This is a genomic window from Phyllobacterium chamaecytisi, from assembly GCF_020164455.1.
Classification (GTDB): domain Bacteria; phylum Pseudomonadota; class Alphaproteobacteria; order Rhizobiales; family Rhizobiaceae; genus Phyllobacterium; species Phyllobacterium chamaecytisi.
On sequence record NZ_JAIQWW010000002.1, the window covers coordinates 198,999 to 216,889 of the forward strand.

General features: G+C 57.8%; 20 protein-coding genes. 9 read left to right on the forward strand and 11 right to left on the reverse strand.

From position 1 onward, the window contains the following. Positions 1–237: 237 nt before the first annotated feature. The 3 genes from LB462_RS04675 to LB462_RS04685 are packed head-to-tail and all read left to right on the forward strand — an operon-like array spanning position 238 to position 2,940. A complete protein-coding gene (locus LB462_RS04675) occupies positions 238–981 on the forward strand; it encodes an ATP-binding cassette domain-containing protein (protein WP_114430538.1) in 744 nt (247 codons plus the stop codon). Positions 982–1,023: 42 nt separating this feature from the next. Then, entirely contained in the window at positions 1,024–2,022 is a 999-nt protein-coding gene (locus LB462_RS04680; protein ID WP_224506200.1) for an ABC transporter permease, read from the forward strand. A 21-nt stretch (positions 2,023–2,043) separates the two neighbouring features. Further along, positions 2,044–2,940, forward strand: coding sequence for an NAD-dependent epimerase/dehydratase family protein (locus LB462_RS04685; protein WP_224506201.1), 897 nt, complete (start codon positions 2,044–2,046; stop codon positions 2,938–2,940). Between the two features lies 1 nt (position 2,941). On the opposite strand, the gene LB462_RS04690 is transcribed toward LB462_RS04685, so the two are convergent. Further along, positions 2,942–3,442, reverse strand: a complete 501-nt coding sequence (locus LB462_RS04690; RefSeq protein ID WP_224506367.1) for a DedA family protein — start codon at positions 3,440–3,442, stop codon at positions 2,942–2,944. 119 nt (positions 3,443–3,561) lie between these two features. Then, a complete protein-coding gene (locus LB462_RS04695) occupies positions 3,562–4,461 on the reverse strand; it encodes a LysR family transcriptional regulator (RefSeq protein ID WP_224506202.1) in 900 nt (299 codons plus the stop codon). A 176-nt stretch (positions 4,462–4,637) separates the two neighbouring features. Between LB462_RS04695 and LB462_RS04700 the strand changes: the two genes are divergently transcribed. Beyond that, entirely contained in the window at positions 4,638–5,378 is a 741-nt protein-coding gene (locus LB462_RS04700) for an SDR family oxidoreductase (protein ID WP_224506203.1), read from the forward strand. Positions 5,379–5,431: 53 nt separating this feature from the next. Here the strand turns inward: LB462_RS04700 and LB462_RS04705 are convergent, their stop codons facing one another. From LB462_RS04705 to LB462_RS04730, 6 genes are all read right to left on the reverse strand, one after another. Then, entirely contained in the window at positions 5,432–6,160 is a 729-nt protein-coding gene (locus LB462_RS04705; protein WP_224506204.1) for an amino acid ABC transporter ATP-binding protein, read from the reverse strand. 34 nt (positions 6,161–6,194) lie between these two features. Continuing rightward, positions 6,195–6,869 carry an amino acid ABC transporter permease gene (locus LB462_RS04710; RefSeq protein WP_224506205.1) on the reverse strand — a complete coding sequence of 225 codons (675 nt, stop codon included), beginning with the start codon at positions 6,867–6,869 and terminating at the stop codon, positions 6,195–6,197. After that, positions 6,866–7,543: an amino acid ABC transporter permease gene (locus LB462_RS04715; protein WP_224506206.1), complete on the reverse strand. Its 678-nt coding sequence runs from the start codon at positions 7,541–7,543 to the stop codon at positions 6,866–6,868. Before LB462_RS04715 ends, LB462_RS04710 begins: the two co-directional genes overlap by 4 nt. A 76-nt stretch (positions 7,544–7,619) precedes the next feature. After that, positions 7,620–8,411, reverse strand: a complete 792-nt coding sequence (locus LB462_RS04720) for an ABC transporter substrate-binding protein (protein WP_224506207.1) — start codon at positions 8,409–8,411, stop codon at positions 7,620–7,622. A gap of 43 nt (positions 8,412–8,454) precedes the next feature. Further along, positions 8,455–8,961, reverse strand: a complete 507-nt coding sequence (locus tag LB462_RS04725) for an Lrp/AsnC family transcriptional regulator (protein ID WP_112528879.1) — start codon at positions 8,959–8,961, stop codon at positions 8,455–8,457. 97 nt (positions 8,962–9,058) lie between these two features. Beyond that, positions 9,059–10,225: a diphosphate--fructose-6-phosphate 1-phosphotransferase gene (locus tag LB462_RS04730; protein WP_224506208.1), complete on the reverse strand. Its 1,167-nt coding sequence runs from the start codon at positions 10,223–10,225 to the stop codon at positions 9,059–9,061. Between the two features lie 278 nt (positions 10,226–10,503). Here LB462_RS04730 and LB462_RS04735 point away from each other — a divergent pair, with 278 nt between their 5' ends. From LB462_RS04735 to LB462_RS04745, 3 genes are all read left to right on the forward strand, one after another. Further along, positions 10,504–10,713: a cold-shock protein gene (locus LB462_RS04735; RefSeq protein WP_112528883.1), complete on the forward strand. Its 210-nt coding sequence runs from the start codon at positions 10,504–10,506 to the stop codon at positions 10,711–10,713. Positions 10,714–10,862: 149 nt separating this feature from the next. Continuing rightward, complete coding sequence (locus LB462_RS04740; protein ID WP_114430528.1) at positions 10,863–11,225, forward strand: DUF6481 family protein; 363 nt, start codon at positions 10,863–10,865, stop codon at positions 11,223–11,225. 90 nt (positions 11,226–11,315) lie between these two features. After that, positions 11,316–13,229: an ABC transporter ATP-binding protein gene (locus LB462_RS04745; protein ID WP_224506209.1), complete on the forward strand. Its 1,914-nt coding sequence runs from the start codon at positions 11,316–11,318 to the stop codon at positions 13,227–13,229. Between the two features lie 3 nt (positions 13,230–13,232). Here LB462_RS04745 and LB462_RS04750 read toward each other — a convergent pair whose 3' ends face one another. Beyond that, complete coding sequence (locus LB462_RS04750) at positions 13,233–13,586, reverse strand: hypothetical protein (protein WP_224506210.1); 354 nt, start codon at positions 13,584–13,586, stop codon at positions 13,233–13,235. A 279-nt stretch (positions 13,587–13,865) separates the two neighbouring features. Here LB462_RS04750 and LB462_RS04755 point away from each other — a divergent pair, with 279 nt between their 5' ends. Together LB462_RS04755 and LB462_RS04760 are read left to right on the forward strand one after the other, a co-directional pair. Next, positions 13,866–14,363, forward strand: coding sequence for an arsenate reductase ArsC (locus tag LB462_RS04755; protein WP_224506211.1), 498 nt, complete (start codon positions 13,866–13,868; stop codon positions 14,361–14,363). A gap of 120 nt (positions 14,364–14,483) precedes the next feature. After that, entirely contained in the window at positions 14,484–14,759 is a 276-nt protein-coding gene (locus LB462_RS04760; protein ID WP_114430524.1) for a helix-turn-helix transcriptional regulator, read from the forward strand. Between the two features lie 365 nt (positions 14,760–15,124). Here LB462_RS04760 and LB462_RS04765 read toward each other — a convergent pair whose 3' ends face one another. Both LB462_RS04765 and LB462_RS04770 read right to left on the reverse strand, forming a co-directional pair. After that, the gene (locus LB462_RS04765) at positions 15,125–16,042 is read right to left on the reverse strand and encodes a bifunctional helix-turn-helix transcriptional regulator/GNAT family N-acetyltransferase (protein ID WP_224506212.1); all 918 of its coding nucleotides are present in this window, start codon (positions 16,040–16,042) and stop codon (positions 15,125–15,127) included. A gap of 95 nt (positions 16,043–16,137) precedes the next feature. Then, entirely contained in the window at positions 16,138–17,787 is a 1,650-nt protein-coding gene (locus tag LB462_RS04770) for an FAD-binding dehydrogenase (RefSeq protein WP_224506213.1), read from the reverse strand. Positions 17,788–17,891 lie beyond the last annotated feature (104 nt).

Sequence of the window (17,891 nt, forward strand, 5' to 3'; positions counted from 1 at the left end):
CGATCGCCAGCTAATATTGGCAAAGTTCACCCGTCAATGGGTATTTGTCATATAAAACGACTTTTCATCGTTATGGTGACCGGATTCGGCGGAAAGCCGATTGACGCCCCGCGCGGCGTTTGCGTAAATGCCCTTCACGGCTCTTCCTGGGAGGGAAGGGCGGGATCGCAAAAAAGCCTCGTGTCTCAATGAGAATGCGAGTAGCGCGAGCAAACATGCACGGGAGGCATACGGCTGGTGGCAGTTCTGGAACTCACCAACATTTCAAAACATTTCGGCGCCATCCAGGCTGTCAATGATGTTTCATTTTCCATCGAGGCGGGCGAAGTCGTTGGCCTCATGGGCGACAATGGCGCGGGTAAATCGACGCTCGTCAAAATGATTGCGGGCAATTTCAGTCCCAGCCATGGCACCATGCGCATGGATGGGGCCGAGCTTGTCCTCAACAAGCCGGTCGAGGCGCGCCGTCACGGCATCGAGATCGTTCACCAGGATCTGGCGCTCTGCGATAACCTCACGGCTGCGGCAAATGTGTTCCTTGGTCGCGAGATTCGCCGCGGCGTCGGGCCCTTCCGCATTCTCGACTACGCGTCGATGTATAAGCGTGCCGGCCAGATTTTCGCCGAGCTGAAATCCGAGACCCGCCCTCGTGACCTCGTCAAGCAGATGTCCGGCGGGCAGCGGCAGGCGGTGGCGATTGCGAGGACCAGGCTCTCCGAGGCCAAGATCGTGCTCATGGACGAACCGACGGCGGCGATTTCGGTGCGTCAGGTTGCCGAGGTGCTGAATTTGATTCGCCACCTGCGCGATCAGGGCATTGCCGTCGTGCTCATCAGCCACCGCATGCCGGATGTTTTCGATGTTGCCGACCGGGTCATTGTGATGCGCCGGGGGCGCAAGGTTGCAGACAAGCGGATTGCGGCGAGTTCCCCCGAAGAAGTCACCGGCCTCATCACCGGTGCCATCGAACAGGTTGCGTAGCCGGCATGTCGGCAAAGCTAAGAGATAGGTAGAAGGTCGACTATGGCAATTACACTTGACCAGACCATTGCGCACAAGCAGCAGAGCTGGCTTGCGGAAAAACTGAGCAGCCAGACTTTCTGGGTTCTGGTCGCCGTCATTCTTGCGTGCATCTTCTTGTCGTTCGCAACGGATTCCTTCGCGACCTCTAAAAACCTCTACAACATCACCCGCAACGTCACCTTCGTCGCGATCATTGCGCTCGGCATGACGCTCGTGATCATCACAGGCGGCATTGATCTGTCCGTTGGCTCGGTGCTTTGTCTTTGCAGCATGATTCTCGGCGTCGTCATGCATGCCGGTTACAGTATCGAAGTCGGTATAGCAGCGTCCATCGCCACAGCACTGGTCATCGGCGCGTGCCATGGTCTGCTTATAGCCTACATAGGCATGCCGCCATTCGTTGTGACACTCGCGACGCTGTCGATCGCACGCAGTTTGGCCATGGTTGCCTCCGGCAATACGGTTGTTTTCCAGTTCGGGCCGGACCACGACAAACTCTTGGCGCTTGGCGGCGGTGCATGGTTCTTCGGTATCGCCAACCCCGTGGTTTACATGGTCGTGCTGGCCTTGATTACTGGCTTTATCTTGCGTTGGACGCGATTCGGACGGTACATCTATGCCATTGGCGGCAATGAGCACGCGGCGATCCTTACCGGCGTGCCGGTTCGCCAGATCAAGGTGGCGGTCTATATGATCTCGTCGCTTTCGGCTGGCATCGCCGGTATCATCCAGACCGGCTGGCTCGGCGCGATCACCACCAATATCGGTACCGGCCTCGAGCTGCAGGTCATTGCCGCTGCCGTCATCGGTGGTGCGGCTCTTGCGGGCGGCGTGGGTACGGCCCTCGGGGCAATCGTCGGGGCGGCATTGATCGAAGTGATCCGCAACAGTCTTGGATTGCTTGGCATCAATGCCTTCTGGCAAGGCTGTTTCATTGGCGGCGCCATCCTGTTCGCGGTGCTGTTCGACCGGGTGCGCAAATTCCGCCAGAGTGAATGATTTCCTAAGGAGAATGCAAAAATGAAGAAGCGGATCGTATTCACAGGCGGTACCGGTAAAGCCGGCCGTCACGTGGTTCCTTATCTCGTCGACAAGGGTTACGAGGTCCTGAACGTCGATCTCGCCCCGCTCGACTATCCCGGCGTCAACACCATCAATGCCGATATCGCTGACAGCGGCCAGATGTTCGACGTACTCTCCAGCCACTTTGGTTTCGAGGGCTACGAGACCGGCATAGGTCCCGCCCCGATCGATGCAGTCGTGCATTTTGCAGCGGTGCCGCGCGTGTTGATCAAGCCAGACAACGAGACATTCCGCATCAATACGATCGGGACCTATAATGTCATCGAGGCCGCGGTCAAGCTCGGGATAAAGAAGATCATCGTTGCGTCGAGCGAGACCACCTATGGCGTGTGCTTTGCCGAAGGTGACAAAGACTTCCATCATTTCCCGCTTGAGGAAGACTACGATACCGACCCGATGGACAGCTATGGGCTCTCCAAAGTGTTGAACGAGAAGACCGCGCGCGCCTTTGCCATGCGTTATGGCGCCGATATCTACGCTCTGCGCATCGGCAATGTCATCGAACCGCACGAGTACGACCGGTTTCCAGCTTTCCTCGCCGACCCGATGTCGCGCAAGCGCAACGCCTGGAGCTATATCGATGCGCGCGACCTCGGACAGATCGTCGATCTTGCGATCCGCAAGGATGGCCTTGGCTTCCAGGTATTCAATGCCGTCAACGACACGATCACCGCGAAGCTTCCGACGCGGGAATTCCTCGAGAAATATTGTCCCGGCGTTCCGATCCGGCGCGAGCTCGGTGAATTTGAAGCGCCTCTTTCCAATCGCAAGACGCGCGAGGTGCTTGGTTTCCGCGAGGAGCACGACTGGCGCAAATATGTGCCGCAGAAGTGATCTAGCGCCAGTACTCGTGGAATAATCCGCCGAAATAGTAGGGACCAAAGCTCCAGACGGCCGCCCATAAAGCGGCCCCGAGGAGGTTTGCCAGAAAGAAACTGTGCCACGGCATCCCGACCGAGCCGGCAACCAGTCCATTCAATTGCCGCAGCACAACGACGAAGCGTGCGCCGACGACGATGATCGGTCCGCGGTGCCGGAAAAGGTCTTCCAGCTTCTCCAGACGTTCAGGGGTGAGTTTGACGAGCCAGCCATATCGCTTCAGCAGGGGCCGTCCACCGAAATGCCCGATAGCATAGCCGGTACCGTCGCCGAGCACTGCGGCAATCCAGACGGTGAAAAACAGGTCTGTTACGGAGAGATCACCACGCACCGCGAGGAGCGACGATGCGACAAGCGCACTTTCGCCCGGAAGCGGCGCGCCGAAGGATTCCAGGTATATGATGACGAAGATCGCATAGAGCCCATATTGCTGGATGTACGGTTCCAGGAATGTAATGCCGGTGTGCAGGAATTCCACGGCTTTGCTTTCTGTTGACGCGTTGCTGGACGCCATACCTATTGGCACGAAATTATTATGATTCTCACGTATGCAGGATATTTGGTCGTGCTGAACGTTCAAGTCATGGCATTTTTCGATGCCACCTCCTGCGCCACCCAATCGAGAAACACCCGAACGCGTGGTGAAAGTTGACGATTCCGGGGATAGAGCAGGGAGACTGGCATCGGGCGTGGCGGACAATCGCTCAGAAGCTGGATGAGCGTGCCTCGTGCAAGATCGTCAACGGCATGGAAGCGCGGCACCTGAACGAGACCGAGTCCCAGTCGTGCGGTTGCAAGATAGCTCTCTGTGCCAGTCACGGAAATCGTTGTCGGTAGCGTCACATTTTCCAGTCGCTCGCCGATCATGAAATCCAGTGGCCGCACGACACCCGTCGTCAGCGACCGGAGCCCGATCATGCGATGGCCGTCCAGCGCATCCCAGCTTGCCGGCGTGCCGAACCGGTCGAGATATATGGGCGCTGCACATGTCAATCGCTCCAGCGTCGCGACGCGCCGGGCAATCATGTCGCTGTCCGGCAGGATGCCGAACCGCAGCACGCAGTCTACGCCCTCGCGGATAAGGTCGATCCACCGCTCGCCTTCGCTCATGCTGATTTCAATATCGGGATATTTCTCGAAAAAAGTCGGCAGACCCGGTAACAGGAAGTGCCGCGCCAGCGTGCCCTGAACCTCGAGGCGCAGCAAACCCTTGGGCCTTGCCGCTCCGAACGCCCCTTCCGCATCCTCGAGATCGGCGATGATCGAGACGCATCGCCGGTGGTGAGCCTCGCCGTCAAGGGTCGGACTGACCTGCCGTGTGGTCCGTTCCAGCAGCCGCACACCGAGCCGCGCTTCCAGCTGTTTCACCGCATCGGTCACGGTCGAGCGCGGCAGGCCAAGATCGTTGGCGGCGAGCGTGAAACTGCGCCGTTCGACAACCCGGACGAAGACGCGCATCGCTTCAAATCTATCCATTCGGCAGTCCCGGTTACTGGAGTTCGGCTGGGATAGCATCATGAAACGCCAGCATAGCTTCCGCAAGACAATTGTTCGTATTTTCCGAATAGTGATGCCAAGAAATGGACGATTATCCGCGCTTCGCAATGATGCATTGTTTCGTCATTGAACAGCCCATGAAGAGGATCAAGACCATGACTCAACAGACAAACAAGGTTGCAATCGTCACCGGAGCATCTCGCGGTATTGGCGCAGCAATCGCAGAACGGCTGGCCAGCGATGGCTTTACCGTGGTCGTAAATTATGCGGGCAGCGCCAAAGAGGCTCAGGAGCTGGTTGACAAGATCGAAGCCAGCGGTGGCAAGGCGGTGACTGCACAGGCGAATGTCGCCGACGCTGCAGCAGTGCGGCGCATGTTCGATTCCGCTGAAGCGGCTTTCGGGGGTGTAGACGTCCTGATCAACAATGCCGGCGTTTTGAAGACGATCCCGCTGGCTGACACGAGCGATGAAGAATTCGATCGCCACTTCGCCATCAATACCAAGGGTACTTTCAACACGTTACGTGAAGCAGCCAAGCGTTTGAGGGATGGTGGACGGATCGTCAACTTCTCGTCGACGAGCGTAGCAATCAAATTGCCTGGCTATGCTCTCTATAATGGTACAAAGGCAGCGGTTGAAGCCTTCACCCATGTGCTCTCCAAGGAACTTCGTGGCAGGAACATTACGGTCAACGCGGTCGCTCCTGGACCTATCGCTACGGACCTCTTTCTCAAGGGCAAAACCGAGGAAGTGATTGCGACGTTTGCCAAAATGCCGCCGCTCGAACGCCTCGGTCAGCCCAATGATATCGTCGGTGTGGTCTCGTTCCTCGTCGGTCCTGACGGCGGCTGGGTCAATGGCCAGGTCCTGCGCGCCAATGGCGGCGTCGCCTGATTTCAGTGATCAGGCCGAGGGTTGATCTCTCGCTTGATCACACACCGGTACGGTCAATGCCGCAGAATCTTGCTCAGGAAGGCGCGGCTTCGATCGGTCTTGGGATCGGAGAAAAACTCTTCGGGCGTGCCGGTTTCAACGACGGCGCCGGCATCCATGAAGACGACCCGCTGCGCCACTTTGCGGGCAAAACCCATCTCATGCGTCACCACCATCATGGTCATGCCCTCTTCGGCGACGCCGACCATCACGTCCAGTACCTCGCTGATCATCTCGGGATCGAGAGCTGACGTGGGCTCGTCGAAAAGCATGATTTTCGGGCGCATGCACAGGCAACGCGCGATGGCAACACGTTGCTGCTGACCACCGGACAGCTCGGAAGGATAAGCATTGAACTTATCGCCGAGGCCGACTTTCGCCAGCATCTCGCGGCCCGACGCCTCGGCCTCACCGCGAGCGATTTTTCGCACATGGATCGGTGCAAGCGTGACGTTTTCGAGTGCCGTCTTGTGCGGATAGAGATTGAAAGCCTGAAAGACGAAGCCGATTTCGGTACGCAGTTCGGTCATGTTGGTGGCGCGGTCGCCGAGACGCTGCCCATCGACGACAAGATCGCCGTCCTTGATGGTCTCGAGGCCATTGATGCAGCGGATCAGCGTGCTCTTGCCCGAACCGCTGGGGCCGCACACAACGACGACTTCGCGTGGCTCTACACTGAGCGTGATATCTTTGAGAACATGAAGCGCGCCGAACCATTTGTTGACGCCGCGAAACTCGATCATATCTGGCTGCCTTCGTTGATGGGACGGAAATGCATCACAATTGCACCTCGCCATGGGCGGCGCTCATGCGTCTCTCCAGACGGCGGGCGAGCAGGATGAGCGGATAGCACACGACAAAATAACCGATGCCGACGATGGCGAACACGAGCAACCCATTGGGTACCCGCTGAACCACCAGCCAGCCGACCCGGGTAAGATCTGTCAGGCCGATAGCGGAGACGACCGACGAATCCTTGATGAGAAGCACATATTGGCCAACAAGCGGCGGCAGGGAGACACGCATCGCTTGCGGCAGCACCACCTGACGCATCCGCTGCCACTGCGACAAGCCGGACGCGAGCGCCGCCTCGACCTGCCCGGTCGGTACCGAACGGATGCCGGCTGCGACGATCTCGCAAATGAAGCAGGCTGCGAGGTTGGTCAACGCTATGATCCCTGCGGTGAAGGCGTCGAGCTCAACACCGAGTTCAGGAAGGATAAAAAAGATCAGGAATATCTGTACGAGGAATGGCGTTCCGCGAATGAGGTCGACCCACAATCCGATTATAGAATCCAGCAAGCGACTGCCACTCGTGCGCAAGACACCAAGCGCAAAGCCGAGGATGGTGCCGAGCACCAGGCTTATTCCAGACAGGGCAATGGTCATGCCGAGACCGCGCAATGCCAGTGGATAGCTGCCCATCAGGCTTTGGAGCTGAAACCAGATCATGTGCGGCTCCCGATCGGGCGCACACCGAGCCAGCGCGCCGACAAAACCGCCAGGGACTTCAGCCCGTAGTAGAGGACGAGATAGCACGCGGCAGTCGTAAGGAAACCTTCAGCTGGCATGAACCTGTCCGACGCCAGCAATTGGCCCGCCCGCGTCAGTTCGGCAACGGAAATCAACGACAGTAACGCCGAGTCCTTTACCAGAACGATGGCTTGCCCGAGCAGCGGTGGAATGGTTACCCGGATGGCCTGCGGCAGGATCACCAGGCGCATGCGCTGGGAATACGTCATCCCGGACGCAATGCCGGCCTCCACCTGTCCACGCGAAATCGAGAGAATGCCGGCGCGGATGATCTCGGCGATATAGGCGCCGCTATTCAAAGCCAAAGCGAGAATGCCGACGATGAGTTCTGGCAAGACGACTCCGAGCCGAGGCAGGCCAAAATATAGGAAATAGAGTTGTGCCAGCAGCGGTGTCGCGCGGATCGCGTCTATGTATATTTTTGCCGGAAGCTGTAAAAGCCGCGAGCGCTGCAGGTTCATCGCACACAGGATGATGCCAACGGCAAGCGCGCCGGCGAACGAAACAATCGACAGCCACAGCGTCGCAGCAAATCCCTGCCCGAAAAGGGGCAGATATTCGACGATGGTGCGAAAGCTGAAGTTTTCAAGCATGCCGGGAAGCTATCAAAAAGCGGCCGGACGGCATGCGTGGAGCAAATTTCGCTCCACGCGCGACGCCCAGAACATGCTATTGATGGTCTTTCTTCCAGGCTTCAGAATTGACCCAGTAATCCAGGTTCTTCTGCAGACGGCCGTCAAGCGCGACCTGATCGAGGAACAGGTTCATCCAGACGAGAAGGTCCTGCTCGTCATAGCGTGTGGCGAATGCCAGCGGCTCTTTCGACAGGACTTCCGGCATGATGGTGAAGCTTCCAGCCGGATAAGCGGCCTGCTGACCCTTGACCGCCGAGACATCGTTTACGCCGCAATCGGCCTGGCCGTTGTTGACAGCATCGAGCAGGAGCGGACCGCCGCCCTTGTAGCTCTTGATTTCGGCATCGGGGAAAGTCTCCTTTGCCACTTTTTCGCCCGTTGCTCCAAGGAGCACGGCGATCTTCGTGCCCTTGGCCTTGCAAGCATCCATGGTGCCGAATTTGCTGTCAGTCTTGGCAAAGACAGCGCTTCCCGTGTACATGAAAGGCTTGGTGAAAGCGACTTTCATCGCCCGTGCCAGCGTCGGCGTCATGTCTGCGACCAGCAGATCGGCCTTGCCGGAAAGCAGTGCCGGGATCAGACCATCCCAGTCATAATCCTGGAACGTGATTTTTACGCCCATTTCCTTCGCCATCAGTTCGGCAAGCTCGACCGAGCTTCCCGTGCGCTTGCCAGCCGCATCGACCATGGAGAAGGGCGGGCCCTGCGTCTGAACCGCGACGCGCAGTTCGCCGCGCTTGGTGATCTCGTCGAGTGTTCCGGCATTTGCTGCGACAGTCATGCCGAGCAGGGCAATCCCTGCGACGAATAGTCGAGTAACTTTCATTCTTGTGTCCTCCGTTGGTATTCCCCGCCCTTTATTGGGCTCTTTAATTCGTTTTTGGTGCCATTGCCGGATCAGTCCAGCATCCCTCCGGCAAGCTCACCCATTTGTTGCACGATGCCATGACCACAAAGGTCTCGCTTCGTACGATCTCTCCGAGGTCGCCGACCCCGGGTATCAACTCGCTGGTAACCCGGTAAAGATCGGCAATGTCGCCTGCGATGACCACATCGACGATGATGTCGAACCGTCCGGTTACGACACATGCCGACGTGACGAAGGGGAGCGCTGCAATCCGTTCCGCGATCTCGCGTACGCGGCCGCGCCCCTGTGTATTGACACCGACGATGGCCGAGATCAGCTCGGGACGTTCCGTCAGGTTGAGCAGTCCGACGATCTTCAGGAGGTTTCGATCCAGCAAGTTGCGAAGGCGGGTGCGTACCGTTGGCACGGACATCGCCATCGTTTCAGCAAGACGCGTCAACCCAGGCTGCGCATCCTGCGAAAGCTGTTTGACAAGCCGCCTATCCGTCTGATCCAGATGTTCCCGCAAGCGGCTAGACTTTCACAAAAGAGAAAATACAGCGATAATTTTTACCGATATGGAATATCCTATGCGGTACTTTTGCAGAACACAAGGGTTTTGAAACTCAAACAAATGGCTTTGCCGGGTCGAACTTGCGAGGAAGCAGTCTTTCCAGATAGGCTCGGCCTTGCGTTGAGATCTGGTTTGTATCGGGCAGCATGAAATCATCCGGCAGATGCTTCGTCTTTCCGGCGACATTGGCGAGCGGTATTAGTTGCGGACTGGTTTTTCCATTTTCATACTGCAAGGCAACTGATCCACCCCCGCGGGCCGCAGCTTCCACCGCAAAAACACCGGCTTCAAAAGCTTCGCGCGCGTCCGTCTCGTTGATGGTTGCGATATTGCCACGCGGCAAATAGCCGAATGTATCGACGCGAGCCCGAGCCCCGGGCAGCCCGGTTCGGATCAACTCCTCGATTGTCATTCCGAGATCGCCACCCGAAAGGCGCACGTTCCCATGTGCATCGCGCTCGAGCCGGTCGGGTAGAACGAGGTTTTCGACGACCGATCGTCCATCTTCGGCCGTCACACCCTCTGACATTGCCACGATGCAGCGTCCATGGCGCGAGGTGGCTTCGCGCACGTCGTCGATGAATCGTTCCGGCGAGAACGCCCGCTCGGGCACGTAGAGAAGATGCGGTCCACTCTCTTCGTCAAGCTGCCATGCGGCGGCTGCCGTGGTGAGAAAACCAGCATGACGGCCCATGACGATGCCGACATAGATTCCCGGCAAGGCGCGAAAATCGAGATCGACGCTCAAAAAGGCCCCTGCAACCAACTCGGCTGCGGAGATGAATCCGGGCGTATGGTCGTTTTCGACAAGGTCATTGTCTATCGTCTTCGGGGCGTGGACAAAAGCGATGTCCTTGCCGGCGGCGTCGGCCAGAATTTGCTGCGTACCGGCCGTATCATTACCGCCGATATAAATGAACGCGGTCGCGCCGGCCTTATGGAGGCCTTTGAGGATGACCTCGCAGTAGGCGGCGTCAGGTTTGTCGCGCGTACTTCCCAAGGCTGCGCTCGGCGTTGCGGCGATTCGGCGGAGGTCCTGTTCGCTCAAAGCGGAAAGATCGACGAAATTCCCGTCGCGTATACCGCGCACGCCATGTAGCGCGCCAAGAACGCGTGCATCCTTGTGACGCTTGCGGATCTCGATCGCGGCGCCTGCCAGTGTCTGGTTTATAACGGCAGTCGGCCCGCCGCCCTGCGCAATTACGAACGTCTCGGTCATATCAATTCTTTCGGTTTGCGTGTTTCCGGAAGCCAGATGGCCGGGTTGGACCGGATGATAACAATATTTGGCCGCATGCGTAAATTTTCTCACCTAAATTGTTTTGCGTGAAGCGAGTTGAAACAATTCGAATTCAATTCTATAAAAGCTGCGTTGAATTTTTGATTGTCGAAGTTTTTCGCGTGCAAGCGCTTCTACCTTCTCCTTCAAAACTCGATAGAAACGGTTATCGTGCATGTGTACGATATCCAGGTTGAAGTTGGCAGGGAGGGCTTAATATGGCCACAGGCACAGTTAAATGGTTCAATTCCACAAAAGGTTTTGGTTTTATTCAACCTGAGGACGGCGGCGCGGATGTGTTCGTGCATATCTCTGCTGTTGAGCGCGCCGGATTGCGCAGCCTCAATGATGGCCAGAAGATCAATTACGAGCTGGTGCGCGACAAGAAGTCGGGCAAGATGTCAGCCGATCAATTGAGCGCTGCCTGATCAGCGTTCAGTTTGTGGTCGCCAAGAGGGTGACCATGGCGTAAACTGAAATATATGACGGAGGCCAGGCCGATGCCTGGCCTTTTCAATGGAATTGACGTCGCGAGCGCAAGCAGCTCGCTCAATATACGAACAAGGATGACCACCGGTTGAAAAATCTCAAAGAATTGGCTGAGCGCCGCACTGCTGCAGCCGAGGCGAAGAAACTGCTTCTCAAGAAGTTCGATAGTGCACCCAAGCCGACTGATCCCGAGATGCAGGCAAAACGAGCCGAGCGGGAGGCAATCGCAGCGGCGCGTGAAGCGCGGCGTGCGGAAAAAGAGCGGTTGGCGCAAGAAGAACTGGCCCGCAAGCAGGCAGAAGCCGATGCGCTGGCCGAGGCCGCCTTGGCCGAAGCGGAAGCCGCCAAGGTCGAAGCAAACAGACATGTCGCACGTGTCCTTGCCGATGAAGCTGAGCGCAAGGCGGAACGCGACCGGCGTTATGCTGCCCGCAAGGCGAAGCAACGCTGAGACGCGACTACTTTTCACCAAGTTCCCTGGCCGTTTGCTCCCCAATTTCGCGCGATTGACAACAGCCGCCGGAAAACAGGATTATCTCGTATGCCGAGGACTTACAGCAGTGGCGGACGGGTTCCGCGAGGGGCACCCGGGCGAGCCCTGGGAGGGCCGCCCTTGCCAGAGGTCCATACCCTCCGGGAACGTTTCGGGGCTCTGAAGAACCTTTGGCCATTCCTGTTGATGGTATGGCGGACAAGTCCGCAGCTGACTGCGGCATCGCTCGTCCTGCGTCTGGGCCGGGCGCTCCTGCCCGTTATAACGCTGTTCGTCGGCAAGCTCATCATCGACGATGTGGTCTTGCTGGTGCAAACGCCGAACAAGCCGGAAACTCTGTCGCAGTGGCTGAACAGCGGCCTCCTGAACTGGCTGGGCCTGCTGCTTCTTGCCGAATTCGCGCTGGCGGTTCTGTCGGATATTCTTGGGCGGGTCGTATCCCTGATCGACAGCCTGCTATCGGAGCGCGTGTCCAATAGCTCAAGCGTTCGCCTGATGCAGCATGCGGCAACGCTTGATCTGGAGGATTTCGAGGACGCCGAGTTTCAGGATCAGCTCGAGCGAGCCCGTCGCCAGTCGAGCGGGCGCATGACGCTGATGGGGCAATTGCTCAGCCAGGCACAGGACATGGTGACGGTTGCGAGCTTTGCCGCCGGGCTGATCGTCTATGCACCCTGGCTCATCGTCCTGTTGTTTCTGGCTCTGGTTCCGGCCTTTCTGGGCGAGGCGCACTTCAACGCCCAAAGCTATTCGCTCGATTTTGTCCGCACGCCGGAGCGGCGCGAACTCGATTATGTGCGGCAGACCGCAGCCAGCGTCGAGACCGCCAAGGAAGTCAAGATCTTCGGGCTGCACAGTTTCCTGATAGACCGCTACGTGCGTCTCGCCACCGATTTCTATGCTGCCAATCGCATACTCGCGCTGCGCCGTGCCAGCTGGGGCGGTCTCTTCACCGCGATGGGTACTGTCGGCTACTATCTTGCCTACGCCTATATCGTCCTGCGCACGCTGGGCGGCGAGTTTTCCATCGGCGATCTGACCTTCCTCGCCGGCTCGTTCCGGCGCCTGCGCACCCTGCTCGAAGGGCTTCTGACAAGCTTTTCAAGTACGGCGGGACAAGCGCTCTATCTTGATGATCTGTTCGCCTTCTTCGAGGTCAAACCGGAAATCCTCTCGCCGGAAAATCCACGTCCTTTCCCGCATCCGATCCGTCAGGGCTTCGTGTTCGACGATGTCGGGTTCATCTATCCCGGCGCGGAGCGCTGGGCCGTCCGCCACCTCAGCTTCACCCTGCATGCGGGCGAAGTGGTGGCGCTTGTCGGTGAAAATGGCGCTGGCAAGACGACCCTGGTGAAGCTTCTGACCCGCCTCTACGACCCGGATGAAGGCCGGATCCTGCTCGATGGCCATGATCTGCGCGAATATGATCTTGAGGCGCTACGGGGCAATATGGGTGTGATCTTCCAGGATTTCGTGCGCTACAATCTCAGTGCTTCCGATAATATTGCGGTTGGCAGGATCGCTTACCGGGACGATCATCCCCGCATCGCGCAAGCGGCGTCGCGCAGCCAGGCTGATGGTGTCATCGCCAAGCTTCCCGGTCAGTACGAGCAGATGATCGGCAAGCGTTTCAAGAACGGCGTTGAGCTATCGGGCGGCGAGTGGCAGAAAATTGCCATCGCCAGAGCCTATATGCGCGAGGCCGAGGTACTGATCCTCGATGAGCCGACAGCAGCGCTCGACGCCCGCTCCGAGTTCGAGGTGTTCCGGCGTTTCAAGGAGCTCAGCGAAGGCAAGACGGCGATTCTCATCTCGCACCGTTTCTCCAGTGTGCGCATGGCCGACCGTATTCTCGTTCTCGCTGATGGCAAGGTCGAAGCTGCCGGCACGCATGAGGAACTTGTCGCGCAGGCCGGGCGCTATGCCGAGCTTTTCGAGTTGCAGGCCGCAGGGTACCGTTAGCCTCTAAACGCGCTGCAGCAAGCCTGCGCTGTTTTCCCTGGAGACCATGCTGTACCACCCTGGGACGTAGCTGTCCGTATGGGAGCACGCCCGGGCAATGCCTGGATGTTCTTTCGCCCATTTTCTCAAAGCGATCCAGGCGGGACTTTCCGTGAATGACCGCGGACGGATCCTTCCCGAAATCGGGATACCGAATTCCCGGGCGACAATTTCGATGTCTTCATCGGAAAAGCGCGGCAGCAGGATATGCGGTTCAGTATATTTGCAGATCGCATAATAGGTTCTGCCGGTACCTTTGGAGATCGAAAGCGCCGCGCCCAAGGGTACACCGCGACCATAGGTGCGGTTCTCAAGCATTTTCAGACACGGACCCTCAGCAGAAATGGATCCTGTGAAGATACGGCCGCAAATTTCCACTCTATGAAATTCATGTCTGTCGGGCATGCTGTTCCCCCATGATTAACCATGACGCAGGCACGCTTGACAACTTGGCGAATCATACACGAATCCGGGCATTTAACCAGCATGAGGTCGTCCTTCACGCAGTGTCGGGCACGTTTCGGCGGACGGTTGTCACATTTTTGAATCATACTGTGTTAAATATCTGGCCTTCAATCAGAACAAGGAGATCCCGCCGTGAATGATAAAGTCTTCCACGTCCTGTTTCTCTCGCATCGCAATTCTGCAAGGAGCATGATGGCCGAGGCGATTCTCAATCGCATCGGAAAGCCCCACTTCGTAGCCTATAGCGCCGGCACGGAGCCCGGGGAGGCGATTGATCCTGAAACGAAGGAATTGCTTGAGCAGACCGGCTTTACGGTGGATGGCCTGCATCCCAAGCATTATCGCGAGTTCGGCCTTGAAGGTGCGCGTGACCTCGATTTTGTCTTCACATTGAATGATCAAGCCGCAGGAGAGCCCATGCCTGAATGGCCGGGCGTCCCGGTCACGGCCCATTGGGAGTCGTCCGATCCTGTCCAGGCTACCGGTGAGCCGTGGGAGCGCAAGCAGGCATTTTCCCGCACGATGATGGAACTTGATCGCCGGTTGAAGATTTTCGTCAACCTTCCGCTCAAATCGCTCGATCGCATGAGCATCCAGCATCACGTCGATGAAATCGGCAAGTCGACATAACTAACCACAATGTGACTTGCGGAAAGCTGCCGCCGCTTTTGCGCCATGAATTTTTCATCCGTCTGACATGGCCGCCCATTATCTTTCGGGTACGCGAATCAAACCTGATCGGTAAAGCACATGAACACAGCAAATCGCTGGACGCCGCACTGGGCGATCCACCCTGGCGAGCATTTGCGTCAGTGCATCGAATGCAACGGTCTTTCGACCGAAGACTTTGCGCGGCGCGTCGAGATGCCCGTGGCAATCATCGACGCCATCATTGCCGGCCAGCATCCGATTACGCTGGACATTGCGACACGCATCGACAGAACGCTTGGCATCATGCCCGAGCTCTGGTTTGTGCTTCAGTCCAGATGGCTGCGCTATCAGGAAACATTTCAGGCTTCGGCGTAGCCTTGCTCCGTCACATCACGATATGCCAGGAGTGGTAGGCCTTTCCTGCCCAAAGCACGAGCGCAACCCACACTATCAGCAGGGTTATGTATGGCATTACCGGCGTTAGATAAGGCGCATAGTCGGCTGCGCAATTTTTTTCGTCATTCCTCATGAACAGTCCCCCGTGCAGATTCGCAAGGGATCCACGTTGGCTAAGGTTTCGTTATAAAAAAATTGTATGAAATTTGACGCAGTCCATGGGTTGGCTGCGGCAGCGCAAAGCGCCAGATTGATGCAATCAGTCTAGATGCAACGTGTTTAGCGCCCATTGGTTGCATCAGCACACGATTGGGTGGTGCTCTGGTGATTAAGCCCACTCCAAACTATTGAAGATCGCGTACCCATGTCTGCCCCACCAGATCCTGGCCGAAGGAATGATGCTTTTCCTCATCGATCAGGCGAAATCCGGCTGCCTCGTATATGCGGCGCGCCGAGACGAGGACGTCATTTGTCCATAGTTTGATCTGCCGGTAGCCGGCCTCCCTCGCACGCTCGATACAGGTTGCAACGAGCGTTCGACCGATACCAAGACCGCGCGCGCTCTGTTCGACATAGAGAAGGCGCAGCTTCGCGACTTCAGGATCCTCGCTCTGGACGAGGAATATGGACCCGGCGATCGAACCGGCATGTTCGGCAATCCACGCTGCTTCGCGTTCCGGATTGAAATTGGTGACGAATTTCGACAGGATTTCAGCGACCAGCGCTTCATAGGTCCAGTCCAGGCCATATTCCTGATAATAAAGCACTGCCTGCCGGTGGATGACCCAGCCGAGATCGCCGGGCTGGAGGCCACGATATTTCACCTCGTCCGGCACATGGTTTTCGGCATCGATAAGGTTTCTGATCTGACGCATGGACGATACCAGCTGCCTGCGGGCATCGTCATCCAGGGGTGCAAGGATTTGCTCCATCTGAAGCTGCGAGCGCAGATTGAGGCCGGAAAAGACCTCTTGGCCCGCCGGGGTCAGCGTTATGAGACGCTGCCGTCCATGTGTTGAGCTGGCACGAACGCGCACGAGCTTGCGCTTTTCGAAGCGTGAGACGATGCGGCTGAGATGGGCCTTGTCCATGTGCAGACTGCGGCCGATATCGGCGGCCGTCTGTTCGCCATTGTTGGCAAGTTCATATAATACGCGGCCCTCTGCCAAAGTGTAGTCGCTGGCAAGCAGGTGCTTGTCGAGCAGTCCGATTTCCCTTGTAAAAAAGCGATTGAAACTACGAAATTCGTCAACTGCGTTCATGTTATCCGCTCTATGTTGTCAGTGACAACATTATAGGCATTTCACTTGGGGTCGCAAGATGGAAATGTGATGACGACGACGAATGGGGAAGAGGACTACGTGGCCTTCGCCGCTGCCCTGCCGGCTGTCCGGCCCGAGAAGATAGAGCCGCCGAGGAAGGTTCCTTCGAGCGAATTATAACCATGCATGCCGCCGCCACCGAAGCCGGCTGCCTCGCCGGCTGCATAGACCCCGGCCATCGGTTCGCCGTCAGCCTTCAAGACACGCGCACTCAAATCCGTCTCGATGCCGCCAAGCGATTTCCGAGTAAGGATGCTCAGGCGCACCGCGATCAGGGGGCCATGTTTCGGGTCGAGTATCCTGTGCGGCGGCACCACGCGAACGAGGCGATCGCCGATATAGTTGCGGGCGCCGCGGATCGCCGTGATCTGCGCATCCTTGGTATAGGGATTGTCGACTTCGCGGTCGCGGGCCATGATCTGCGCCTGCAACTTGTCTTCATGGATCAGATTGTCACCAGTCAGCGCGTTCATGCGGCGGACAAGTGTGGAGAGGTCCCTTTCGACGATGAAGTCCTCGCCATTGTCGAGGAAGGCCTGCACGGGAGCGGGGACACCGCCTAGCGCGCGCTTCAGCACCTGCATCCAGCTCTTCGATGTGAAGTCCGGATTCTGTTCCGAGCCGGAAAGCGTTATTTCTTTCTTGGCGATCGTCTGGTTCAGCACGAACCAGGAATAATCATAGCCGCTTTTCATGATATGGCTGAGCGTGGACAGCGTATCGAAACCGGGCAGGCATGGCGCGGGCAGGCGGTCGCCGCGCGCGTCGAACCATAGCGAGGAGGGCCCGGGCAGAATGCGAATGGCGTGCTTGGACCAGATCGGATCCCAATTGTTGACGCCCTCGACATAGTGCCACATGCGGTCTTCATTGATGAGATGGGCTCCTGCTTTCTCGGCGACGCCCAGCATCAACCCGTCGACATGGTCCGGCACGCCGCTGATGAGGTGCTTCGGCGTTCCGAGCCGCGCCGGCCAGTTCTTGCGCACCAGATCGTGATTGCCGCCGATACCGCCGCTGCAGATAATAATCGCCTGTGCCTTCAGGGCGAACGATCCGGTGGCAATGCGGGAACTCGGTTCGCTACGCCTGACTTCGCTCGGCTGGAGGACTTCGCCTTCGACCCCGTCGAGGATCCCGGCGGTTTTGACCAGCGCCGTGACGCGGTGCCGGAAGCGAAAAGTGAGGAGACCTTTTTGCTCGGCTTCGCGAGCCCGGCGAATAAACGGCTCAACCACGCCAAGCCCTGTGCCCCAGGTGATATGAAAGCGCGGAACGGAATTGCCATGTCCTGTGGCCAGCGATCCGCCGCGTTCCGCCCAGCCGACGACCGGAAACCAGCGCATGCCCTGGGCGTACAGCCATGCGCGTTTTTCACCGGCCGCAAAATCGATATAGGCTTCCGCCCATTTGCGCGGCCAGTGATCTTCAGGCCGGTCGAAACCCGCCGAGCCCATCCAGTCCTGCAATGCGAGTTCACGCGAATCTTTGATACGCAGACGGCGCTGCTCGGGGGAGTTGATGAAGAACAATCCGCCGAAGGATCGCCAGGCCTGGCCCCCGAGTGTCTGTTCCGGTTCCTGATCGAGGATGATCACCTTCTTGCCGGCATCGATGAGTTCGGTTGCCGCAACGAGCCCGGCGAGACCCGCGCCAATGATGATCGCATCCGCATCGTAACCCATTGCCGACTTTCCTCCCGAGCGTATTCGCGTAGCAGAAAAAACGGGAAAGCTAAATTGTCATCGCGGAAGAGTTTTGGACAAAAAGAGGCCGATCTGGCGCAAGA